Source organism: Glycomyces algeriensis (assembly GCF_027622855.1).
GTDB lineage: Bacteria > Actinomycetota > Actinomycetes > Mycobacteriales > Micromonosporaceae > Glycomyces > Glycomyces algeriensis.
On the sequence record NZ_JAPZVR010000017.1, the window covers coordinates 71087 to 93216 of the forward strand.

The following is a 22130-nucleotide window of genomic DNA, read 5'->3' on the forward strand; positions in this document are numbered from 1 at the left end:
CCCGATCCGCGCCCGGAACCTTGCTGGCCGACCGCGCACTCTCCCGTTCGTTACGATTCCTCTCATGAGCCCCGGCCCCCAAGGAACTTCGCTCGGCGTCGATTTCGGCACCTCGCACACCATCGCGGTCGTCCGCCGCGCCGACGGGAGCCTCCGGCCCCTGCTCTTCGACGGCGCGCCGCTGATGCCCTCGGCGGTGTGCGCCGACGCCGACGGCGGCCTCCTCGTGGGCCGCGACGCCGTCCACGCGGGCCGCCGCCACCCCGAGCGCTTCGAACCCAACCCCAAGCGCCTCATCGACCGCCCCTCGACCCTGCTCGGCGAGCGCGAATACCCGATCCCCGCGCTCATCGGGGCGGTCCTGGACGCCGTCGCCGCCGAATGCCGCCGCGTCGTCGGCCGGCCCTCGGAGGTCACGCTCACCGTGCCCGCCGAATGGGGCCCCGCGCGCCGCCAGGTGATCGAGGAGGCCGCCGCCCGCTCCGGCCTCGGCCAGGTGCGGCTCGTGCCCGAACCGGTCGCCGCCGCGACCTACTACGCGGAGGCGCTCAAGCACCGCATGGCCGTGGGCGCCTCGATCGTGGTCTACGACCTCGGCGCGGGCACCTTCGACGCCAGCGTGGTGCGCCGCACCGAGCACGGCTTCGAGACCGTCGCCCTCGACGGACGGAACGACCTGGGCGGCTTGGACATCGACGCGGCGCTCATCGAGCACCTCGGCACGACCTACGGCGACCGCGACGGCTGGAAGCGCCTCGTCAACCCCTCCACTGTGGAGGACCGACGCCACTTCCGGGAGTTCCAGGAGGAGGTGCGCGGCGCCAAGGAGCGCCTCTCGCGCCACCAGCAGTCGGATATCGCGATCCCGATCCTGGACGTCGAGGCGCACCTGACCCGCACCGAGCTCGAGCAGATCGCCCACCCGCACCTCGAGCAGACCATCCGCGTCACCCAGGCCGTCATCCGCGCCGCCGGGCTCGACGTGGCCGCCAGCGCGGGCGTGTTCCTCGTGGGCGGCGCGAGCCGGATGCCGTTGGTGGGCACCATGCTCCACCGCTCGCTCGGCCTGGCGCCGACGGTGCTGGACCAGCCTGAGGTGGTCGTCGCCGAGGGCAGCGTGCTGTGGACGCAGGCCGGGCAGCACTCGACCACGTTCCCGCTCACGCGGCCCGCGCAGCAGGGCGGTTTCGCCCCCGCACCGTTCACCCCGGCGGTCGCGAACCTGGCGCCGCCGTCACCGCAGACCGCGCCTCCGCCCGCGATGCAGGCGCCGCCGCAGACGGCGCCGGCGTACCAGCCCGTGCCGCAGTACACGCCCTCCCCGCAGCAGGAGCAGACCCCGCCCGAATCGAGGGCGGCTGAGTCGAACGCAGAGCCGAGCCCGGTCTACCGCAACCTGCCGCCGCAGACGCGCGGCCCGCAGTTCACGCCGCCGCTGTCGGTCGACGGCGGCGACGAGGACGAGCCGCCGCGCACCGAGGAGCAGCGGCAGCGCGCCAAGAAGATCGGCCGGCGCGGCATCGTCGCGTTCATCCTCGTCGACATCCTCATCATCGCGGGCCTGGCCTGGTACTTCAACTACAACAACGACCCGTTCGACAACGAGGCGTACGACGCTGGCGGCGGTGACGGCGACGGCACCGTCCGGACCTTCGATCCCGACTGGTCGGAGAACGACGCGGGCGCGCTCGTCAGCAGCATCAATTACACCCATGACGGCACCGTGGAGTCCTTGGCGTTCCTCGACACCGAGGACGGCCCGCTGCTGTTCTCCAACGGCGCAGACGGCTCCATCGACCTGTGGGACCTGACCGACGGTTTCCTCATCGACGAGTACTGGCCAGAGGGGTGGGACGCCACCGAGCTGTGGGCCGCCACGGGCTCCGACGGCCAGCCGATCATGATCGCGATCGACGCGAGCGGCCTGCCGTACGTGTGGACCCCGTCGACGCAGGACTTCGTGGAGGCCGGGACGCCCGAGATGATCGCGGAGGGGGCGGAGATCGCCTACTTCCGGCCCGGCACCGACGAGGGCAACCCCGTGCTGACCCTGGTGAGCGACACCGAGTTCGAGGTCTACGACCTCGAGGAGCAGACCACGGTCGCGCACCACCCGGTCCCCGACGGCTACGCCTACGCGCGGTTCTACACGTCCGCGGACCAGTCCTACACGTCCCTCGTCGCGATCGACTCGGAGCAGCACCTGGACGACGTCGACATGTACGAGGGGATCGCCAGCGGCATGCCGTACACCGCCGAGGACTGGGAGGGCAAGACCGTCGAGGCGTTCGGCGTCGTCTACTACTGGGGCTCGCCGCACGCGATGGCGTACGGCGACGACGGGATGCTGCACTTCTGGGACCTCGAGGGCCAGGCCGCGTCGTACGCGCCGGCCTCCTACGCGGACCTCGGCTCGGAGTACCACTTCGAGCTCGTGGACAGCGAGTACGGGGTCTCGCTCATGTCGATCGACTCTGAGGGCGTCGCCCAGTCCGTCAGCCTCGAAACATCGGATACCGTTTACTTCGACTCGCCCGGGTACGTCCCGACCGAGCTGGTCCAGGTCCTGATCGAGGGCCGCTCGTTCGCGGCGACCGGCGACGACCAGGGCAACATCCGATTCTGGAGTCTGGGGAATTGATCTTCTTCATCATCGCGGCCGCGATCGTCGCCGCCGCCACCGCGTACAGCCTGTGGGCGCTGGGCCAGGAGCACCGGATCGAGACCGAGCTGCACCTCGACGCGCGCGCGAACGAGGTGTGGGCGGTGCTCTCGGACTTCCCGGCGTACGGCGAGTGGAACCCGTTCATCACCGAGATCTCGGGGGTCCTCGCCGAGGACGACCGCCTCCAGGTGACCCTGACGCAGCCGAACGGGAAGACCAACCGGTTCAGGCCGCGCGTCCTGCGCGTCTCGCCGGCCCGGCAGATCCGCTGGCTCGGCAAGCTCGGCCCGGGCGGTCTCTTCGACGGGGAGCACTACTTCGTGCTCGAGCCGCAGACGGACGGCACCACCAGGCTCACTCACGGCGAGCGGTTCACCGGCGTCCTCGTGCCGCTCATGAAGTCGCTCCTGGCCGAGACCGAGCAGGGCTTCAACTCGATGAACACCGCGCTCGAAGGCCGCCTCAAGATGCTCGACGACTGAACGGCGGCCCGCCGAAGCGGTCCGCCGTTCATGATCGATATCAGCAGAGGGCCCGCGCCGCCATGGAGCGGGCCGCTCGTCGTGCTTTAGAGGATGCCCGCACCCGCGAGCTCGGTGACGCCGGCGACCGAGTCCGCAACACCTTCGGAGGTGGTGTTGCCGACCAGTCCGCCGACCACGGGAAGCCCGCCGGTCACGCCGCTCACCGCGTCGAGGCCGGGGACGGCCGGGAGGGCCTCTTCGTTGAGGTCCACGTTGGAGGCCTCGGTGGTCGAGAGCTCCTTGTGGCTGTCGTGGTGGTCGTGGCCGCCGGGGATCTCGGCGTCCGAGCCGCCGTCGCACGAGGCGGTGGCGTGGCCGAGGATCGCGATGGCGTTGCCGCACACGTTGACCGGGGCCTGGATCGGGGCGAAGATCTGGTTGCCGTTGCCGAGGCCGACGTTGTCCTGAGTGGTCAGGTTGCCCGCGCCGGAGTAGTCGGCGTCGGCGCCGCCCTCGCAGCCGGCGTCAGATGCACCGCCGACGGCGACGGCGTTGCCGCAGGCGTTGATCGGCGCCTGGATCGGCGCGAGCAGCTGGTTGCCGGACAGGGCGCCGTAGTTGCCCTGGGTCAGCGTGTCGGACTCGGTCTTGCCGGACTCGGCGGTGCCGGACTCGACGTCCGCGTGGGAGCCGCCGGTGGACCAGCCGCTGGCGACGCCGCCGACGGCGGCGGCGATGCCGCTGATGTCGGTGGGGGCCTGCACCGGGGCGAACGCCTGGTTGCCGTTCCCGAGGCCGGTGTTGTTCTGCGTGGTCAGGTCGCCCGCACCGTCGAAGTCGGCGGTGGCGCCGCCTTCGCAGCCCGCCGAGGCGGTGCCGAGGACGGCCGCGGCGACGCCGCAGATGTTGATGGGCGCCTGGATCGGCGCGACGACCTGGTTGCCCGACACGGCGCCGACCTGGTCCTGCGTGGTGACGTCAGGGCCCGAAGCCTGGGCGGTGCCGACACCGGCGACGAGGACGACCCCCGTTGCGACGAGGCCGGTCTGCGCGGTCTTGAGTGCCCATGAGTTATTCACGAAGTCTCACCTTTCAGGGAAATGGTTCTTGCTGTTCCATCACGTATCCCCCGTGAAGCTCCGTGGTCTCGAAAACTTGTTCACGTCCGGCAGGCTGGGTCCCGCGGGTGGACGAGGTGCTTTGAGACCGGGAGAGTCTTGTCTTGCTGCTTCTTGCGTGGTACTGCCTTGCTCGGCCGGTTAGGCCGCCCGGGCCGGTCGGTGCATGACGCACCGCGCGGACCGCTCGCGAGCCGCGGCTGTGCACCGCTGCGGAACTTCTCGAGCCGTTCGCGTCGGACCCGGGCGGGCCCTTCGACCGTGTCTTCTACCGTGGTCCGCAGCGCGCCTGGCGAAGCGCGCGCCGCAGGTTCGCGGTGTGTTCGCCGCCCTTAGAAGGGCAGCGGGACCGGCAGGCCGCCGCCGAGGCCCGAGAGCAGGTCGGTGACCGGGTTGCCCGCGGGCTCGTCCTGGTCGTCGGTCCTGTCCTTGACCTGGTCCTTGACCTGGTCGGCGACGTTGTCGCCCTTGGCTTCCGCGTCGGGACCGGAAGGCAGGAGGGCGCTCACGCCGGGGATCGAGTCCACTGCGTTCAGGCCGGGAACCTTGTCGGTGACCTTGTCAGTGACGCCGCCGGCGATGCCGGTCACGGCGTCGGGAGACACCGGAAGCCCCCCGAGGGCTTCCGGAGTCGTGGTGACGAGGTCGCCGGTCGATTCCGGAACCTCGGTGTCGGCGGCCTGGGCCGCCGTTCCGGCGAGCAGCAGAGCCCCCGTGGCGAGTCCTCCGACGAGGCCCGCTGTACGCAAAGTGCGCATTTTCATCTGCTTCGTTGCCTTTCTCTGTACCTCACGGACATTGGTCGACGGCTGGGGAAGCAGCGCGAATCGACCGCCGTGCGGTGCAAGATCGCTGAATTGTCAGTGGTCGTCCAGCGGCTCGAGGCAGTGCGGTCGCCGGAGGCGTCGCTGCTGCCGACTGCGGACCTCAGCCGCGACCTGGCCGGCTGGATCGCCGGCGAGTCGAGGACCGCGCTCGCTGTCCATTGGGCCGGTGACACTGCGGCCCGGCCGCTGTGACGCGGCCACACTGACTAACTGGAGAGGCTCGGGTGCGGTTACGCCCAGACGCGAAGAAATTCGAAAACATTGCACCGTTGCGCACCGCAAATGCGTGCATGACTCATATGTCGGCCCCGGCACGCGAAGCGGCCCTCCACCCGAGGCACTGCCAAAGGTGAAGGGCCGCAACCCGAAAGCGTGAGAACCGGCTACTGCACGCGGCGCAGGATCATCGTGTCCGAATGCCCCGCGTCCCCGTTCTCGCCGTCGCCGCCCCGCTTCTTGCGGATGAGCTTGATGGTGCGCGCCACCACGAACCACAGGAACAGGAGGCCGATGACGCCGACCACGATCTTGCTGAGCAGACCCGAGTACTGCTCGATCACCGGCTGGATCGTCGGCCCGAACCCGAAGCCCAGCCCGACCCAGATCCCGTTCCAGATCACCGAGCCCACGAGCGTGTAGCCCGTGAACTTCCAGAACGGCATCTTCTCGATCCCCGCCGGCACCGAGATCGCGCTGCGCACCAGAGGCAGGCACCGCCCCGCCAGGACCGCGACGCCGCCCCACCGCGCGAACACCTTCTCCGAGCGCTCGAAGTCCTTGAGCTCCAGCAGCGGGAACTTCTCGAAGATCCACCGCGTCCGCTCGCGCCCGAACGCGTACCCGACGTAGTAGAGGATGTACGCGCCCACCATCGAACCGATCGCGGCGAACAGCATCACGAGCCAGAAGTTCATCTGCTCGTCCCAGGCGAGGTACCCGGCCACGGGCAGGATCAGCTCAGAGGGAATGGGAGGGAACACGGACTCGATCGCGAGGGCGATGCCCACCCCGACCTCGCCGAGATCGGTCATGAGGCCGAGCACCCACTGGATCAGGTCGCCCTGCCCCTCGGCCTCAGGTATCTCAGTCGATGCGGTGGCCAGTGCCAGGCCTTGGCTGAGGAAGTTGGTCACGCCGCCAGCGTAACCGGCTCACTTTCGCCCCCGCCTCGGTCGTCTGACCGAGATCGCCCCGCCCTGAACGGCCGTTCGGCGGACTCCCCGCGGCCAGGTGTCGCAGGGCGTGCGGAGCCGGGCCATACTTAGTGGTAATTCCGCGCTTCTTACGGCTCGCACGCCCGGTGACGGGCCGTTCAGCGCACGCGGATCGCAGTTGAGGGGGGCTTCGATGAGTCGCACGGTCGGGCCGTACACCGATGTCACGACCGCGCGCGTCGAAGGCGCCTACGAGCTCTGCGAGGGCCTCGACGAGAACGCCCGGCCCGTGCAGATCCTCACCCTCGGCGCCACCTCCTCCAAGGACCCCGCCCGCCGCGGCCTCCTCTCCGACACCGTCGCCTGGGCCTACGCCACCGCCGGACCCGAGGACGCCCCGATCCTCGTCGCCGACCTCGAAGCCGAGCAGCCCTACGTGGTCGTCCTGCGCGACGCCCGCCTGCGCGGCGCCGACCGCATCATGGACCGGCTCCTCGCCCTCGGCCCCGCCACCGGGCCGCTCCCCGTCGGCCCCGCCGCCGCGGCCCAGCGCGCCGCCCACCAGCTGGCCGCCGCCCAGCGCTCCGCCGCCCCCGCCTCGCCCGCAGGCGTCTCCGGGCCGCCTTCGCCGCCGGCCTCGGCGAACGCTCGCGGAGCCGAAAATGCAGTATGGTCGCCGCCGGTCGTCATGATCGCCGCCCCCAAGAAGCCCTCGCAGCTCAAACCGATCCTCATCGGCATCGGCTCCGTGGTCGTCGCCCTCGCCCTCGTCGTCGGCGTCTGGGCCGTCCTCTCCCGCCCCGGCGGCGACGGCTCCGACGGCACCGCCGAAGCCCCCACGACCGCCGCGGTCGACGGCGTCTCCCAGGCCCCCGCCGCCGAACCCACCGAAGGCACCGCCGGCAACGAAGTGCCCCAATGGGACGAAGGCGCCCCCGCCGAACGCGTGGGCGGCAGCGCCTACGCCGCCGACGACGCCACCGCCACGTTCACAGCCGCGAACTGGCCCTTCGCCTTCAAAGTGCCCGCCGACTTCACCTGCACCCACGACGGCCCCACCGCCGTCTGCACCGCCGACGGCGGCGAATCCGAGATCAGTGTCGGCTGGATCCCCTGCGAAGGCGACTGCCCCCGCTCGGCCCGCAAGATGATGCGCGAAGCCCTGCCCTACCAGCCGCTCGACGAGATGGCCAACGAGATCGCCTACGCCGAGCGCGACGAGGTCTACGGCCGCTGGCGCGGCTCCCTGAGCGTCTTCGTGACCGAGGCCGAGGGCACCTTCCAAGCCTGGGCCACCGCCGACATTGCCGCCGAACGCGAAGAGGAAGGCTGGCACGTCTTCAACGACGTCCTCAGCCAGGCGCTGTCCAAAGCCGCCGAATAACGCGGTCAAGCGCCCTCGCGCTCGTCCCAGCTCCGCAGCGCCGCCTCGATGATCTCCGTCGACGACGGCGCGGACTGCGACACCGCCGGACCCAGCGCGTGCTCGGCCAGCACCTGGCCGTACGACTCGCCCTTATAAGAGCGCAAGAGGTTCTGCGCGGCCTCGCGCTCGGCCTCGCCCAGGTCGGCGCGGGTCAGCATCGGGTACTCGAACTGCCCGACCTGCGCCGCGCCCACGGGGGCCTGGAGATCGGGGTTCCCGGCGGCCATCACCTCGGGCGCGGACATGACGGCCGCGCCGTCACCGCCCTCGCGCGTGTGCTCGTCCACCCCGAACATGATGATCCACATGAGACTCGCGGCGTGCCCGCGCGGATTCTGGAGCGCGACGTCGGCCTCGTCGGGGAGCACCCCGTCGGTGCCCTCGCCCGCGGGCAGGGCCATGCCGACAGCGGCGCTGGCGGTCGAGTCCTGGAGGACGTCCCACTGCTCGGCGAGGCCGGCGCCGTCCGCGGCGGGGAGGTTGCGCCAGAGGACGGTCTCGGGGATCCACACGTCGGCGTCGGTCTCGCCGACGGCGTTGCCGGTCACGGCTTCCACGGTGATGCGGGCGCAGACGTCGGAGCCGCGGGAGGGGGCCCCGCCGCCGGCGGCGACGAAGTCCTCGAGCGCCGCGGCCAGCTCGGGGGCGGCGGCCACGTGCAGGTCCACTTCCGTCCCGCAGGACTGGACGTGGGCGATGGCGGCATTGAGGGTGTAGGCGGTGACCGGGGCGAAGACGGCGAGCAGCGCGAGGCCGCCCAAGAGGCGGCGGCCCTCCTTGGAGAGGCGCCCGCGTCTGCGATGCACACCGGTCATGTGACGAGTGTATGACCTGACGCGAACACAGTCGAGCTCGCGTTTTTCAGTTAACCATTGTTGACTGTCAGTGCCGCGCACGCGCATTGCGCGCGGAGGGCACTTCGGTCCCTGCATGGAGCGCTCGCGGCCGACCCGGTACGCCGGCGGGCCGGCCGTGCTCGTCCATGCCCTTTCAGCGGCGCCGAGGACGGCGCTTCGGCGGGGTCAGCAGGTCGGCGACGATCCGCATCGTCTCGGGGACGAGGCGGAAGTACGCCCAAACGCCGCGCTTGTCGCGCTCGACGACCCCGGCCTCGGCCAGGATCCGCAGGTGGTGGCTGACCGTGGGCTGAGAGAGCCCGAGGGGCTCGGTCAGCTCGGCCACGCAGGCCTCCTGCTCAGGAGCGGCCTGGATGAGACTGATGAGCTGGAGCCGGTTCGGATCGGCGAGTGCTTTGAGGACACCCGCGATTCGTTCGGCGTCGGATTTGGAAAGCGTTTCGCCGCTAACCGGCGAGACGGGCGTCTCAGCCTCGACGGTGACTCGCACCATGATCGTGTTCCTTCCGGATTGGTCCCAGTCGGTACCGGATTCAGCCGCACTGCCATTAATCCAGTTCCAACCCTAAATATGCCCTCGCGGTGTGGCCGGGCGGTAACGACGACGCTTCCGGCTCGCAAAGGGTTTCGGTTCCTTCGGATCTCGTTCGGGCCGCACCAAGTCCCTGACCGGATCCACCGCCGAGATTACGCCTGCCTTGCCAGCGGATCTACCGTTGACACAAGATCAGTTTGCAGGCCACAGCGACGGTTATTCAGTTAATGTCGCACTACCTGGAGTTATATCTAAATCTACCAATATTTAAGCGGTTGCCGTCTCGTGATTGAGATCCGGTTCACGCGATTCTTTCGGATCGACGTCCCAATATATAGAACATCTTGATTTCGAGCGTAGCGCGACCCGGCCACTCGTGCAGGCCTCTTATGTTTCAAGACCGTTACATGGACTTGAGAAAGCGCACATCTGTGCGCAAAGCGAAGGGCGGGGCCGATCGGCCCCGCCCTGCAATCGCGTTCGCTCAGCGCCTTAGGGGCGCGGCCGGGCCGTCGAGGCGCGCTCGATGAGCTCGGCGGCGATCAGGAGCTCGTCGGGGTAGTCGGCGTCCTCGACCAGGGCCGCCTCGAGGGCCTTCACGCCCATGTCGTGCAGCGGCAGCGCCACGGTCGTGAGCGAGGGGGTGAGGTCGCGCACGATCGGGATGTCGTCGAACCCGGCGACCGAGACCTGGTCGGGGATGCTCACGCCGCCCTCGCGCAGCGCCGTGCACAGGCCCGTGGCCTGCACATCGCTCGTCACGAACACGGCCGTGGGCAGCGAGTCGCCGTCCAGGAGCGCCCGGCCGGCCTGGTAGCCGCCGTCGCGGGTGAACTCGGCCGCGACGTGCACGACCTCGGCGTCCTCGGGCAGCGCCGACAGGAACCCTTCTCGGCGCTCGCGCACGACCTGCAGCTGCTCGGGGCCGGCGACCACGGCGAAGCGGCGGTGGCCCTGCTCGGCGAGGTACCGCGCCAGGGCGGCCGCGCCCTCGCGGTTCGCCGGGCGCACCACGCGCCCGGGCAGGCCCGGCTGGCCCACGCTGACCACGGTGGCGCCCAGTTCCAAGAGGTCGGAGAGGTGCTCGACGAGGCGCTGCTCGGCGGCCTTGTCGGTGGTCCGCGAACCGGCGACGATGACCGCGCGCGGGCGGTAGCCGCGCAGCGAGTCGAGGTGCTGCACCTCGGAGTCGGGGTCGATGCCGGTGTCGGCGATGAGCACGCGCACGTTCCGGCGGGCGGCCTCGGCGAGGACGCCGCCGGCGATCTGCCCGAAGTAGGGGTCCGTCACGTCGTGGAGGAGCAGGGCCACGGTCTGCGAGGTCGCGCGGGCGAGGACCTGCGCGCCGACGTTGGGGGCGTATCGCAACCGGCGTGCCGCCTCGCGCACCCGCTCGCTCAGCTGATCGCTCACCCGGTGGGGCGAGCCGTTGAGCACGCGAGAGGCGGTGGCCACCGAGACGCCGGCGGCTCGGGCGACATCGGCCAGTCGGGCCGGTTGTTTGCGTTCCATCTCGCTGAGGCTACCCATCTGCGGAAAGCGCTGCTCAAGCGGTCCGGAAACGGCGTTCCCTCCACACTCGCCAGACCACATACGCAACAGCCGCAACGCCGACGCCGACGGCCGCGGCCTTGAGCGGATTCGGCCCGGAAAGGGGCTGGCGCAGGGCCACGGGGCGGCGGAACGTGAGCTGCGGCCAGCCCTCCTCCTGGGCGAGGCGGCGCAGGCCGCGGTCGGGGTTGACCGCGCGCGGGAAGCCGACGGTGCGGAGCATCGGCTCGTCGGTGATGGAGTCGGAGTAGGCGAAGGACGCCTCGAGGTCGACCCCGCGGGCGGCGGCGAACTTCTTGACGGCCTCGGCCTTCGCGGGCCCGGCGGCGTAGAAGTCGATCTCGCCGGTGTACCGGCCGTCATCGCCGATCTTCATGCGGGAGGCGATGACATCAGTCGCGCCGAGCATCCGTCCGATGGGGGCGACCATCTCCTCCCCGGAGGCGCTGACGAGGACGACCGCGCGGCCGGCGGACCGGTGCGCTTCGATGAGTGCGGCCGCTTCGGCGTAGACGGACGGGGCGATGAGCTCCTGGAGGGTCTCGTTCACGATCGACCGGACCTCCTCCGCGGGCCAGCCGCGCGAGAGCGCCGCGATCTGGTCGCGGGTGCGCGCCATCTGCACTTCGTCGGCGGAGCCGCCGAGGCGGAAGAGGAGGTGCGAGTAGGCGACTTTGAGGACGTCGCGGCGGGCGAGGAGCCCGCCCTGGTAGAGGGGACGGGAGAAGGCCAGGCTGCTCGCCTTGGCGATCACCGTCTTGTCGAGGTCGAAGAAGGCCGCGCCGGGGCGCGTGCGGCCGGGTGCCGCGACCGGTTCGAGCGAGAGTGCCGGTGAGCCGTTGCTCGGCTCCGCTGCGTTCATGCCGCAAGTCTAAACAGCCGTACAACCCCGTTTCGATCACTTGTCCCTGCGGGTGCGAGTGTCGCGGCCGACGCCGCACGGGCGGCGGCGGCCGCCCGTACCGGGTGCCCCGGGATACCCGCCCATTCCCACCTTCACCACTACCAGTGAAAAGGACACCGTCCCATACGGGTCCGACAGCCCCGCCGCGAAAATTTCGAACACGGCGGGATCGCCGCAGCTCGGGCCGGGTCCGGGCCGCGCGACCGGGCAGGTCGGCATGTTCGAACACGGCGGTATCGCGGCGAGTAGGGCCGTGCCCGGACCGCGCGGCTCGGACGACGATCTGCAGACGTTCATGCACGCGTGCGCCCGGGCTGCGGGATGCGAAGACGAACATCGGCGGCGTGCACAGCTTCATGCACGCGTGCGCCCGGGCTGCGGCCCAGGAGGCCCGGCATGTTCGAACACGGCCGTGTCAGGAGCGGAACGTAGGCTGGCGCCATGTCGAAGAGCCAGCGAATCGCCTACGCGTGCGGCGCGTGCGGAGTGCGCGTCCCCAAATGGGTCGGGCAGTGCCCCGACTGCGGCGAATGGGGCTCGATGGAGGAGACCGCGGCCCCGCCCCGCCAGAGCGTCGGCACCGGCGCCTCGGCGATGCCCGCCGCGCGCCGGCCCGCCAAGCCCGCGATGCGCATCGGCACCGTCTCGGCCGCGCAGGCCGCGAGCCTGCCCACCGGCATCGGCGAGTTCGACCGCGTTATGGGCGGCGGCCTCGTCCCCGGCGGCGTCACCCTCATCTCCGGCGAGCCCGGCGTCGGCAAGTCCACACTGCTCCTCGAAGTCGCCCACCGCTTCGCGGAGCGCAGCGTAGCGAAGAATGGGCGCAGTGCCGAGGCCGGGTACGGCAAGTCGCTCGTCGCCACCGGCGAGGAGTCGGCCGCGCAGGTCCGCCGCCGCGCCGACCGCACCGGCTGCCTCTCCGAAGAGCTCTACCTCGCCGCCGAGACCGACCTCGGCGCCGTCCTCGGCCACGTCGACGACGTCAAGCCCGCGCTGCTCATCCTCGACTCCGTCCAGACCGTCATCGCCCCCGACACCGACGGCGTCCCCGGCGGCGTCACCCAGGTCAAGGCCGTCGCCAGCGCCATCACCGCGGAGGCCAAGTCCCGCAACATGGCCGTGATCCTCGTCGGGCACGTCACGAAGGACGGCGGCATCGCCGGTCCGCGCGCGCTCGAGCACCTGGTCGACACGGTCGTCCACTTCGAAGGCGACAAGCACTCGATGCTGCGGCTGCTGCGCGGTGTCAAGAACCGCTTCGGCCCGGCCGACGAGGTCGGGTGCTTCGAGATGACCGAGGACGGCATCGTGTCCCTCGCCGACCCCTCGGGGCTGTTCCTGGACGACGCGCCGACCGAGCCGACGCCCGGCACGTGCGTCACCGTGACCATGGAGGGCCGTCGGGCGGTGCCCGTGGAAGTGCAGGCACTGCTGGGCAAGTCGGTGAAGGACGGGGCGGTCCCGCGGCACACGGTGTCGGGGCTCGACCAGGCCCGGTTGAACATGGTGCTGGCCGTGCTCACCCGCCGCAGCGGGATGCGGCTGCTCGACCGCGAGGTGTACGCGACGACGATCGGCGGGATCCGGGTGCGCGAGCCGGCGTCCGACCTGGCGCTGGCGCTCGCGCTGGTGAGCGCCGAGCAGGAGATCGCGGTGAGCGCGGACCTGGTGGCGATCGGCGAGGTGAGCCTCACGGGTCAGGTGCGGCGCACGGTGAACGCGGACCGGCGCATCGGCGAGGCGGCGCGGCTGGGCTTCAAGACCGCGATCGTCCCGAAGGGGTCGGTCGCCGAGCGGCACCGCGGGATCGAGGTCGTGGAGGTCGAGACGATCAACGACGCGAAGCAGGCGGCGGCGCGCACGTGGGCCCGCCGCGGCTGAGCGCACGCCGGCGCAACGGGAGGCTTCTGGCCGCAATCGGGTTGCCTGCACTGAGCCGTCCGGCCTACCGTGGGGCCCGTGACAACATCTTCTGATTCCGGTGCGGCCGTGGCCGAACTGCGGACCGAGCGCCTGGTCCTGCGCGCGTGGACGGCCGTCGAGGCGGCCACGGTGAACACGGATCGGCGCCTGGACGACTGGGCCGAGGGCTTCCCCGACGAGGGCGACAAGGTGATCGCGCCGCTGATCGCGGCCGAGCCGCAGTGGTTGGGGCCGTTCGGGCACCGGCTGATCGTCGAGCGCGAGAGCGGCCTGGTCGTCGGTTCGCTCGGTTTGTTCTGGCCGCCGACCGACGGCGCGGTGGAGCTCGGTTACGGCGTCGCGCCGTCGCGGCGCGGCCGCGGGTACGCCTCCGAGGCCGTCCGCGCGCTCACGGCGCACGCGTTCACCGCCCCCGAAGTGCGAGCGGTGTTCGCGCATGTGGAGCCGTCGAACCCGGCTTCGGTGCGCGTGCTGGAGAAGGCCGGTTTCACGCCGACCGGCCCGGGCGCCGAGGAGGGCACGGTCCGCTACGACGCCCCCGCGGCGGCATAGAGCGGCGCCGCCCGCCGCAAGATGCGGCGGACGGCGCGTCGTCAGTGCTCGAGCGGGTCAGAAACCGCGGATGAAGAAGTCGTCGCGCGGCGTTCCCTCACCGGTCCGCAGGGCGGCCAGGTCGCCGAAGACGGTGTAGACCCCGCATCCACCGGTCGTGGTGAGGGTGGTCGGCTGCTCCGGCGACAGCTGCACGGAAGTCTCGTCCGCCTCGTTCCAGCCGTAGTCGAGCCGGAAGCGGTGCACGGCGTCGGTGCCCTTGCCGCTCAAGGAGTTCGTGACGGCGACGAGGGTGCGGCCGTCCCAGGCGAGGCCGTCGAGGCCGGTGAGGTCGCCTTCGGTCGCGATCTCCTCGACCGTTCCGGGGTCGTCCACATCGACGGTCCACAGTGATCCGCCGCTGTAGTTGCCGATGATGAGCTTCCCGCCGCGCTCGACGATCCCGTTGGCGCCGAAGCCGCCCGGCGTCACGAGCGCCGGGTCGTCGATGAACACCGAGGCGTCGCCGTCGGGTTCGACTTCGAAGACGAGCCCGGCGACGGGGTCGGTGACGTAGGCGGTGCCGTCGGGGGCGACGGCGACGTCGTTGGCGGTGTGCGCCGCGCCGTCGGTCACGATGGCGTCGAGGTCGGTGTAGCGGACCCGCTCACCGGTCTCCAGGTCGTAGACCGCGAGCCCGGCCGTGGGGGTCTCGGGCGAGCTGTCCACTCCGAAGCCGAGGTCGCCGTCCGTGACGTAGAGGAGTCCGTTGCGGTGGTCGACGCGAAGCCCGTAGGTGGACACCAGCTCCGGGTCGTCGATGAGGGTGGTGACCGCACCGGAGGGCTCGACGATCGAGACGGTGCCGTGGCGTTCGGAGGAGACGAGGAACGCGCCGCGCGTCGGGTCGTAGGTGATGCCCTCGGGGTGCAGGCTGTCGGCCCAGGCGTGAATCACATCGGGAAGGCCGGCGCCGTGGGCGCTCGCGGCCGCGGGCACCGCCAGGACGGCCAGGGACGCTGCGACGGCGGCGGCGAGTTTGGTCGGTTGCGAACGCACGTGGGGACTCCTTCATGATCGGAGAGAGGCTCACGTTCAAGTCTGGCCGGTCCTGACGAAGCGGGTCGGTGTTCTCTATGCTGGTGCCGCGGCTACCAGGATCGAGCTGCCGGGAGAGGACAGTGCGCGATGGACGAGGCGCGGCGGTCGGCGCTGGCGGATTTCCTGCGCAGCAGGCGGGCCCGGCTGCGGCCCGAGGACGTGGGCCTGGCGCCGGGGGCGCGGCGGCGCACGCCCGGTCTGCGGCGCGAAGAGGTCGCCATCCTGTCCAATGTGAGCGCCACCTGGTACACCTGGCTGGAGCAGGGCCGTGACATCAACCCGTCCCCGGAGATCCTGACGGCGCTGGCGCGCGCCCTGCTGCTGAACGGGACCGACACCGACTACCTGTTCCTGCTGGCGGGCTTGATGCCCCCGCGGAGCAGCGACGCGGACCGAGGTGTCCCGGAGCGGCTGCTGCGGCTCATGCACGCCCAGCACCCGGCCCCGGCCATCGTGTTCGACGAGGCACTGGAGATCGTGGCGTGGAACGCGGTCTCCGATGCGCTCTACGGGCATTCGGACTTCGGGCCGGACGACCGCAACGCGGTGTGGACGTTCTTCGCGGCGGAGCGGTACCGCGTCGAGACCGTGGACTGGGAGTCGCACGCCCGGCGGCTGCTCGGCGAATTGCGGGAGGCGTTCGCGCGGGACCCGAAGCCGCGGATCGGCCGGTCGCTGGAGCGGCTGCGCGCGGCCTTCCCGGAGGCGGCGGCTTGGCTCGACGAGCACGAGGTCGCGCACCGGGGTGCGGGCGTGGAACTGCAAGTGCGCCATCCGGAGGCGGGCGAGCTGCACATGGAGCAGATCGTGCTGCACTCGGCGGAGGCGCCGGGGATGCAGCTGGTCGTCAAGCTGCCGAAGGCGGGCACGGACACGGCCGCGCGGCTCGAACGCCTGGCGCGGGCACGCGCGCTCGCCCCTGCGGCCTCCTGACCCGGACACCGGGCATCGGTCGGCACGCATCCGTTGCGGCGCTGCGGCAGTGCGTTCGGTGACACCCGCGGTCCGGCGCGCCGCCGAAGAGGGCGGCGGAAACCCCGGCGTTGCTTCGCGCACTTCCCGAAGTCGGCCCCGATTCCGTAAAATGGGGGCATGACCACGCTGGTAGTGCTGGGCGCGTTGGTGATCCTGCCGCTCGCCTTCATCGTTCCCGCCGTGCTCTGGAAGTGGCGCGAATCCCGGGAGCAGGCGCGGTTGGCCGAGGTCAGGCGCGAGCGGCAGGAAGCGGCGGAGCGGCGCCTGCACGGCGCACCCGTGTCGGCTGCGCGCAGTCCGGAGGCCGAGGAGGTCTGGAAGGAGCAGCGGGCGTTCCGGGCCGCATTCGTCGCCGGCGGCGCCGAGCCGGGGTACAGGGTCTATGAGGACGCCTACCGGATGCTGCGGGAGCAGAACCCGTACTACGACAGGATCGACCTGGACCCGAGCGTCCACCGGTGCGAGGGGCGATGCTGCGTCGCCCAGCCCGAGTTCTGGGTCTGACCGCCGAGTCGCGGCCAGGCCGGGACGGGTCGTGTGGGCGCCCTTCCCTCCCTTCGGCTTGGCCCGCAAGGCGACTGCGTTCGCGGTTCAGGTCGGCGAGCCGTTCGAGGACGCTGCGCATGACCGGACACCGCCGCGGTGCCCACCCGCAAGGGCGCGGTCCGCTACAGGCCCAGCCGGGCGAGGTCGTTGCGGGAGGCCACGCCGAGTTTCGGGTAGGCCTTGTACAGGTGGTATCCGGCCGTGCGGGGGCTGAGGAACAGCTGCTCGCCGATCTCGCGGTTGCTGAGGCCGGCGGCGGCGAGTCGGACCACTTGCAGCTCTTGGGCAGTGAGCTTGTTCGCGAGGTCCGGGGCGGCCTCGATGGGGCCGGCGTCGCCGGCGGCGCGCAGTTCGCGGCGCACGCGCTCGCTCCACGGCTCCGCGCCGAGGCGCTCGAACACTCCTGCGGCGGTGCGCAACCGGCTCTTCGCTTCGTTGACGCGGCGGGCCCGGCGCAGCCATTCGCCGAGGATCAGGTCGGTGCGGGCGGTCTCGAACGGGAACGCATCGTCCATTTTGTGTAGTTCGGCGGCACGCTCGTAGTGGGCACCGGCCTCCGGTTCGGCCGCCAGCAGGCCCCGGCAGCGTTCGACCTGCGCCTTGAGGTGCGGCTGCCCGCTCGCCTCGGCCCACTGCGTGAACCAGTCGAACGCGTCCGCGATCCGCTCCGGCTCGCCCGCGCGCACGGCCGCCTCGACGGCGACCGGGACGAGCGCGAGCACCTCCCCCGGGGCGTTCGACTCGAGGCGGGCCATGAGCCGGTCGAGGGCTTCCTCGTTGCGGCCCACGGAGAAGTCGAGCAGGGCGAGCGCGTTGTCGATGGCGACGACCGTGTCGCCCGGCGAGCCGGCGTAGGCGGCCTCGACGAGTTCACGCACCCGCTCTTCGTCGCCGCGCAGCGCCGCGATCGGAGCGAGCACGTGGGCGCGGGCCTTGACGGGCCCGATCCGCTGGCCGAGCTCGATCGAGAGTTCGACGCCGTTCCACGCGAGCGCTTCGGCGTCCTTCCACCGTCCTCGGTAGAACTCGGTGAGCGCGTTGAGCGTCAGCGCCCTCGGCAGCGCCCCGGCCGCACCGGAGGTGCGGGCGGCGCTCACCGTGCCCGAAGCGGTCTGCTCGGCGGCGTCGATGTCGCCGATGAGCGTCTGCCACCAGGCGACCATCGCCCGGTTCTCCGGGGTGACCGATTCGCCGAAGCCCGTGTGGATCTCGATGAGGTGCCGCAGTGAGTCGACCGCCTCGGCGACAGTGACCGTGCAGGAGCGGTTCAGTCCGGCCGTGGCCTTCGCGAGGTCGCGCACCCACGGCGCGTGGTCGATGCCGAGGCGCTCGGCGTACTCGGCGGCGACCTCCGCGCGCGAGAAGTCCCCTGCCTGCCAGGCGAGTTCGACCGCCCGGAACAGCGGATAGCCGGTCGAGGTGATGTCGGCGGCCACGTAGTGGTCGGCGGCCTCCATGTACAGCCGGTAGGCCTCGCGGATGTCGTTGTCCCACGCGGCGACCATCGCGGCCATGAGGGTGGCGCGGGCGAGGATCGCGCGGTCGTCGGTGAACCGTCCGATCTGGGAGGCGAAGACGCGGGCCTTGGAGCCGTTGCCGGCCGCTACCGCGGCCTCGGCGGCGCGCAGGAGCCTGCGGCCGCGCACGTGCGGGTCGGGGGTGAACGCGGCGGCGCGCTCGAACACCGTGTACTCGTAGCCGTGCCCGCCGCATGAGGACCCGCATTCGGCGGAGGCCTCGAGGGCCGCGGCGACGTTCTCGTCGGGGCCCGTGGCGGCGGCGGCCAGGTGGAACACGCGGCGGTAGTCGCCCGGGCCCATGACGTCCGCGTAGACCCGGTGGGCCTCGATGCGGCGGAACAGCGGCGCGCCCTGGTAGGCGGCGGAGCGGATGAGCGGGTGACCGAAGGAGAAGCGGTCGCCGTGGAAGTGCACGAGCTCGTCCGCTTCGGCGGGCGCGAGGTCGGTGAGCTGGGCCCCGAGTTTCCCGGCGACCTCGATGACGAGGCCGGTGTCGGCCGAGTCGTCGGCGCTGATGACGAGCAGCAGCGTGCGGGTGGCCTCGGGGAGGCGGTCGATGCGGTCGCCGAACACCTGCTTGAGGCGGCTGGTGGTGGAGCGGCGGCCGGTCCAGTCGGCGGCCAGGCGCGCCTCGGACTCGACGAGCGGCAGCTCCAGGAGCGCCAGCGGGTTCCCTTCGGCCGCATGGAGGAGCTGGCCGCGGTCGGTGTAGCCGTGGGTGCCGAGCCGCTCGGCGAGGAGGGCCGCGGCGGCCTCGTCGTCGAGGGGGCCGAGGCGCAGCTCGTCGAGGCCGGGCGCCGGGAACTCGGGCGCGTAGCCCTCGCGGACGGTGAAGAGCATCAGCGCCGACTCGGCCGCGAGGCGCTTGGCGATGAACAGCAGGACGTCGGCGGAGTCGGGGTCGAGCCAGTGGGCGTCCTCGACGACGCACAGCACGGGCCGGTGCCCGGACGCCTCGGTGAGGAGGCTCAGGGCCGCGAGGCCGACGGTGAACCGCAGGTCCCCGGGCGGCGCGTCCTTCTCGGGGACGGCCGCGATGCCGAGGACGCGCGCGAGGACGCACGCGTGGTGCTCGGGGATCGCCTCGAGGTGCCCGGAGAGGGGCAGCAGCAGCGCCTGCAGGCCCGCGAAGGACCAGGCGTGCTCGGATTCGACGCCGGTGCAGCGCAGCACGGTGAGGTCCGCGGCGCTCTCGGCGGCGGCGGCCACCAGGCTCGACTTGCCGATGCCCGCTTCCCCCCGCACCACCAGCGCCGAGCCGCGGCCCTCCCGGGCGGCGGTCAGGCGGTCGGCGAGGGCGGCGGTCTCAGCATCGCGTCCGTACAGCACGCCAGCAACGGTACCTGCGCTTGCGCGCCTCGTCAGGGCCCCGGACCGGGTCTTAGGACGAAAGGTCTAGACCCGGTCCGGCGGGGACTAGAACGGGTTCGGGAGCGGGGTCGCCTTGCGGGCGTTGGCGAGTGCCAGGGCCCACCAGTGCAGTTCGTCGAGGAGGGTCTTGGCCGCCGACTCGGTCTCGCCGAACTTGGTGAACTCGCCCTGCTCGTTGAAGTGCTGGTAGAAGCGCGGGAACGCGAGCGTGTTGCGGATCGTCATGGTGCGCAGCTCGGGGAAGATCTGGCGCAGGTGCTGGGCGGCGTTCTGGCCGCCGGTGATCTTGCCGCCGTAGGTGACCATGCCGACGGGCTTGGCGGCCCACTCGTTCATGTAGTAGTCGATCGCGTGCTTGAGGGACGCGGGGATCGACATGTTGTACTCGCCGGAGACGACGACGAACGCGTCGGCGCGGTGAAGCCGCTCGGAGAGGGCCGCGACAGGCGCGGACGGGTCGGCCTCGGTCGACCACATGTCGTCCTCGACCAGGTGCTGGGGCAGGTCGGCGTCGAGCAGGTCGATGAGGTCGACGTTGAAGCCGCCGTGCTGCTCGGCGATGCCGGCGATCCACCCGGCGGGGGCGGGGGCCCAGCGGCCCTCGCGGGTCGAGCCGATGATGACGCCGAGGTTCAGCTTGTCGCTCATGGTGTTTCCGTCCGTTCGTAGCTCTGGGCTGGTGAGGACGAAGCTACGGACGGACCGACCGGGGGGACATCTGTCGACCGACTGTACGGCGACTGGACCCTCGACCGGCCGGTCACCGGTCGGTCGGTCCGGTCGCCCGACGGATGCGGCACCGGTCGACTCCTTCTTAGCGTTGCGGGCATGACCACTACCGAGAACCTCGCGGCCCCGGAGGCCGCCACCCGATGGGGAGCGATCCTCGCCGTCGGCTTCGCGCAGCTCGTCGTCGCCGGCGGCATGTCCACCCTCGCGGTGGCGCTCCCGGCGATCCGCACCGACTTCACCGTGACCGAGGCCGCGACGGCCTGGGTCCTGCTCTCCTATGCGCTCCCGATGGGCGCGGTCGCGATCGCCGCGGGGCGGCTCGCCGACCGCGCCGACCTGCGGGCGGTCGCCGTGTTCGCGATGGCGGCGTTGACGATCGGGTCGGTCGCGGCGGCGCTGGCGCCGTCGTTCGGGCTGCTGCTGGCGGCGCGGGCGTTCGGCGGCCTGCTCGGCGGGCTGCTGTTCGGGATGACCGGGCGGATCATCGTCACGTCGGCGGCGCCGACGCAGCGGGGCCGGGCGATGTCCGCGATCGCCCTGATGATGACGGTCGGCGGCATGGGCATGGTCGGGGTGGGCGGGTTCCTCATGGCGGCGTTCGACTGGCGCGGCCTGTTTTGGGTGCTCACGGTCATGTCGGCGATCGCGCTGGTGGGGCTGGCGGTGACGGTGCCGAGCAACGGGACGGGCCTGCCGCGGCCGGACCGGGCGCTGCTGGTCGATGTGGCGACGTCGGGTTCGGCGATCGCGGCGTTCCTGCTGGCGTTCGAGTACGTGGACTCGGACCCGTGGATCGCGTTGGGGGCGTTGGTGTCGAGCGCGGCGCTGGGCACGGTGTGGGTGCGGCAGAAGACGTCGGCGCCGACAGTGGCGCTGCTGCGGTCGCCGCAGGTGAGCGGGGCGCTGCTGAGCCTGACGCTCATGTCGGGAGTGGGCGGGCTGCTGAACTTCAGCCTGCCGTTCCTGCTCACGGATGTGCAGGGGGTGCGGCCGGAGCTGGTGTCGACGGTGATGCTGACGTTCATCGGCGGTGTCGCGCTGATGACGCCGGTGGCCGGGTGGCTCGCGGACCGGTTCGGGCCGGGGCGGGTGTCGCTGGCCGGCGCGGGGCTGGTGATCGTGGCGGTGGTGCCGCTCCTGTTCGTGGAGGCGGGGACGGGCCTGGTGGACCTGGGTGCGCGGATCGGGTTGCTGGGCTTGGCGTTCGGGGTGTTCAACAGCCCGATGAACGCGTACCTGCTGAACTCGGCGCCGCCGGAGCAGTCGGGGACGGCCGGGGCGTTCATGGCGACGACGCGCACCGTGGGGACGTCGCTGGGCCCGGTGCTGGCGGCCCTGGCGTGGGGGCTCGGCGCGACGGCCGTGGACGGCTACCGGCTGTCCGCGTGGACGATCGCGGCGCTCCTGCTGCTGGGTGCGGCGCTGCAGGCGACGACGAAGCCGTGGCGGACGCCGGTCCCGGCGGCGGCCTGACCGGGGCGGCCTCGGGTTCGTTGAAGCCGTGGCGGACCTGGTCCTCTTGCGTAACCCGGGGCGGGCTCAGGTTCGCCTCGGACGCCGATCCCTGCGGCCTAAGCCGGAACCGCCTCGGGTTCGCTACTCCGTCCGAGTGAAAATCGACGCCCGGGCCCGGATCGGGCCCGGGTTTTGTCGTACCCGAGCGACACGATCGAGCGGAACGACAGTACTTTCCCCTCTAGATGGTTGATTCCTTGGGGTCAGTGGTCGTAGGCGGTCAGTGAGCGCAGGGTTGGTGCCCCGAGTTGGTCGTTGTGCCAGATGGCGGCGGTCAGGGCGAGGATCCGTTGGGTGACTCGGGCGCATACTCCTTGGGGTGTGCGCCCGTTGTGGCGTTCGAGGTCGAGCTGGGCTTTGAAGGTCTGGTTGATCGATTCGATGACCTGGCGCAGGGGCCGGAACAGGGTGGTGC

At 71.4% G+C, this 22130-nt stretch carries 19 protein-coding genes and 1 pseudogene; 9 read left to right on the forward strand and 11 right to left on the reverse strand.

The annotated features are described in order from the left end of the window. The first annotated feature begins 64 nt into the window (after positions 1 to 64). Together O2L52_RS21840 and O2L52_RS21845 are read left to right on the forward strand one after the other, a co-directional pair. The gene (locus O2L52_RS21840; protein ID WP_270118216.1) at positions 65 to 2641 is read left to right on the forward strand and encodes an Hsp70 family protein; all 2577 of its coding nucleotides are present in this window, start codon (positions 65 to 67) and stop codon (positions 2639 to 2641) included. Beyond that, positions 2638 to 3147, forward strand: a complete 510-nt coding sequence (locus tag O2L52_RS21845; protein ID WP_270118217.1) for an SRPBCC domain-containing protein — start codon at positions 2638 to 2640, stop codon at positions 3145 to 3147. Before O2L52_RS21840 ends, O2L52_RS21845 begins: the two co-directional genes overlap by 4 nt. 86 nt (positions 3148 to 3233) lie before the next feature. Here O2L52_RS21845 and O2L52_RS21850 read toward each other — a convergent pair whose 3' ends face one another. Continuing rightward, the gene (locus O2L52_RS21850; protein WP_270118218.1) at positions 3234 to 4208 is read right to left on the reverse strand and encodes a chaplin family protein; all 975 of its coding nucleotides are present in this window, start codon (positions 4206 to 4208) and stop codon (positions 3234 to 3236) included. A gap of 371 nt (positions 4209 to 4579) precedes the next feature. Beyond that, the gene (locus tag O2L52_RS21855) at positions 4580 to 5005 is read right to left on the reverse strand and encodes a hypothetical protein (protein WP_270118219.1); all 426 of its coding nucleotides are present in this window, start codon (positions 5003 to 5005) and stop codon (positions 4580 to 4582) included. Between the two features lie 99 nt (positions 5006 to 5104). Here O2L52_RS21855 and O2L52_RS21860 point away from each other — a divergent pair, with 99 nt between their 5' ends. Further along, positions 5105 to 5266 carry a hypothetical protein gene (locus O2L52_RS21860; protein ID WP_270118220.1) on the forward strand — a complete coding sequence of 54 codons (162 nt, stop codon included), beginning with the start codon at positions 5105 to 5107 and terminating at the stop codon, positions 5264 to 5266. A gap of 191 nt (positions 5267 to 5457) precedes the next feature. On the opposite strand, the gene O2L52_RS21865 is transcribed toward O2L52_RS21860, so the two are convergent. Next, on the reverse strand, positions 5458 to 6207 hold the full coding sequence (locus O2L52_RS21865; RefSeq protein ID WP_270118222.1) for a DedA family protein: 750 nt from the start codon (positions 6205 to 6207) through the stop codon (positions 5458 to 5460). 214 nt (positions 6208 to 6421) lie between these two features. Between O2L52_RS21865 and O2L52_RS21870 the strand changes: the two genes are divergently transcribed. Continuing rightward, the gene (locus tag O2L52_RS21870; RefSeq protein ID WP_270118224.1) at positions 6422 to 7612 is read left to right on the forward strand and encodes a hypothetical protein; all 1191 of its coding nucleotides are present in this window, start codon (positions 6422 to 6424) and stop codon (positions 7610 to 7612) included. Positions 7613 to 7617: 5 nt separating this feature from the next. Here O2L52_RS21870 and O2L52_RS21875 read toward each other — a convergent pair whose 3' ends face one another. From O2L52_RS21875 to O2L52_RS21890, 4 genes are all read right to left on the reverse strand, one after another. Further along, positions 7618 to 8469 carry a hypothetical protein gene (locus O2L52_RS21875; RefSeq protein WP_270118225.1) on the reverse strand — a complete coding sequence of 284 codons (852 nt, stop codon included), beginning with the start codon at positions 8467 to 8469 and terminating at the stop codon, positions 7618 to 7620. 175 nt (positions 8470 to 8644) lie between these two features. Next, on the reverse strand, positions 8645 to 9004 hold the full coding sequence (locus O2L52_RS21880; RefSeq protein WP_208497819.1) for an ArsR/SmtB family transcription factor: 360 nt from the start codon (positions 9002 to 9004) through the stop codon (positions 8645 to 8647). 534 nt (positions 9005 to 9538) lie between these two features. After that, a complete protein-coding gene (locus O2L52_RS21885) occupies positions 9539 to 10558 on the reverse strand; it encodes a LacI family DNA-binding transcriptional regulator (RefSeq protein ID WP_270118226.1) in 1020 nt (339 codons plus the stop codon). 34 nt (positions 10559 to 10592) lie between these two features. Further along, entirely contained in the window at positions 10593 to 11459 is an 867-nt protein-coding gene (locus tag O2L52_RS21890; protein WP_270118227.1) for an HAD family hydrolase, read from the reverse strand. Positions 11460 to 11942: 483 nt separating this feature from the next. Between O2L52_RS21890 and radA the strand changes: the two genes are divergently transcribed. Both radA and O2L52_RS21900 read left to right on the forward strand, forming a co-directional pair. Beyond that, positions 11943 to 13382, forward strand: a complete 1440-nt coding sequence (gene radA, locus O2L52_RS21895; protein ID WP_270118229.1) for a DNA repair protein RadA — start codon at positions 11943 to 11945, stop codon at positions 13380 to 13382. Positions 13383 to 13460: 78 nt separating this feature from the next. Continuing rightward, positions 13461 to 13976 carry a GNAT family N-acetyltransferase gene (locus O2L52_RS21900; protein WP_270118231.1) on the forward strand — a complete coding sequence of 172 codons (516 nt, stop codon included), beginning with the start codon at positions 13461 to 13463 and terminating at the stop codon, positions 13974 to 13976. 57 nt (positions 13977 to 14033) lie between these two features. Here the strand turns inward: O2L52_RS21900 and O2L52_RS21905 are convergent, their stop codons facing one another. Continuing rightward, positions 14034 to 15014: an SMP-30/gluconolactonase/LRE family protein gene (locus O2L52_RS21905; protein WP_270118233.1), complete on the reverse strand. Its 981-nt coding sequence runs from the start codon at positions 15012 to 15014 to the stop codon at positions 14034 to 14036. A 129-nt stretch (positions 15015 to 15143) separates the two neighbouring features. Between O2L52_RS21905 and O2L52_RS21910 the strand changes: the two genes are divergently transcribed. After that, complete coding sequence (locus O2L52_RS21910; protein ID WP_270118235.1) at positions 15144 to 15989, forward strand: helix-turn-helix transcriptional regulator; 846 nt, start codon at positions 15144 to 15146, stop codon at positions 15987 to 15989. A 159-nt stretch (positions 15990 to 16148) separates the two neighbouring features. Then, positions 16149 to 16535: a hypothetical protein gene (locus O2L52_RS21915; RefSeq protein ID WP_270118236.1), complete on the forward strand. Its 387-nt coding sequence runs from the start codon at positions 16149 to 16151 to the stop codon at positions 16533 to 16535. Positions 16536 to 16699: 164 nt separating this feature from the next. Here O2L52_RS21915 and O2L52_RS21920 read toward each other — a convergent pair whose 3' ends face one another. Together O2L52_RS21920 and O2L52_RS21925 are read right to left on the reverse strand one after the other, a co-directional pair. Continuing rightward, entirely contained in the window at positions 16700 to 19426 is a 2727-nt protein-coding gene (locus O2L52_RS21920; RefSeq protein WP_270118237.1) for a helix-turn-helix transcriptional regulator, read from the reverse strand. An 87-nt stretch (positions 19427 to 19513) separates the two neighbouring features. Next, positions 19514 to 20116 (reverse strand): NADPH-dependent FMN reductase, encoded by a 603-nt coding sequence (locus O2L52_RS21925; RefSeq protein WP_270118239.1) that lies wholly within the window; start codon positions 20114 to 20116, stop codon positions 19514 to 19516. A gap of 180 nt (positions 20117 to 20296) precedes the next feature. On the opposite strand from O2L52_RS21925, the gene O2L52_RS21930 reads away from it, so the two are divergent. After that, positions 20297 to 21673, forward strand: a complete 1377-nt coding sequence (locus O2L52_RS21930) for an MFS transporter (protein WP_270118241.1) — start codon at positions 20297 to 20299, stop codon at positions 21671 to 21673. 245 nt (positions 21674 to 21918) lie between these two features. Here O2L52_RS21930 and O2L52_RS21935 read toward each other — a convergent pair. Continuing rightward, positions 21919 to 22130, reverse strand: a pseudogene (locus tag O2L52_RS21935) (IS982 family transposase); the annotation flags it as partial.

Bases quoted from the DNA above. Each gene is read 5' to 3' on its own strand.
- O2L52_RS21840 (WP_270118216.1), top strand. From the start codon at position 65: ATGAGCCCCGGCCCCCAAGGAACTTCGCTCGGCGTCGATTTCGGCACC.
- O2L52_RS21855 (WP_270118219.1), bottom strand. From the start codon at position 5,005: ATGCGCACTTTGCGTACAGCGGGCCTCGTCGGAGGACTCGCCACGGGG.
- O2L52_RS21870 (WP_270118224.1), top strand. From the start codon at position 6,422: ATGAGTCGCACGGTCGGGCCGTACACCGATGTCACGACCGCGCGCGTC.
- O2L52_RS21875 (WP_270118225.1), bottom strand. From the start codon at position 8,469: ATGACCGGTGTGCATCGCAGACGCGGGCGCCTCTCCAAGGAGGGCCGC.
- O2L52_RS21880 (WP_208497819.1), bottom strand. From the start codon at position 9,004: ATGGTGCGAGTCACCGTCGAGGCTGAGACGCCCGTCTCGCCGGTTAGC.
- O2L52_RS21885 (WP_270118226.1), bottom strand. From the start codon at position 10,558: ATGGAACGCAAACAACCGGCCCGACTGGCCGATGTCGCCCGAGCCGCC.
- O2L52_RS21890 (WP_270118227.1), bottom strand. From the start codon at position 11,459: ATGAACGCAGCGGAGCCGAGCAACGGCTCACCGGCACTCTCGCTCGAA.
- radA (WP_270118229.1), top strand. From the start codon at position 11,943: ATGTCGAAGAGCCAGCGAATCGCCTACGCGTGCGGCGCGTGCGGAGTG.
- O2L52_RS21910 (WP_270118235.1), top strand. From the start codon at position 15,144: ATGGACGAGGCGCGGCGGTCGGCGCTGGCGGATTTCCTGCGCAGCAGG.
- O2L52_RS21915 (WP_270118236.1), top strand. From the start codon at position 16,149: ATGACCACGCTGGTAGTGCTGGGCGCGTTGGTGATCCTGCCGCTCGCC.
- O2L52_RS21925 (WP_270118239.1), bottom strand. From the start codon at position 20,116: ATGAGCGACAAGCTGAACCTCGGCGTCATCATCGGCTCGACCCGCGAG.
- O2L52_RS21930 (WP_270118241.1), top strand. From the start codon at position 20,297: ATGACCACTACCGAGAACCTCGCGGCCCCGGAGGCCGCCACCCGATGG.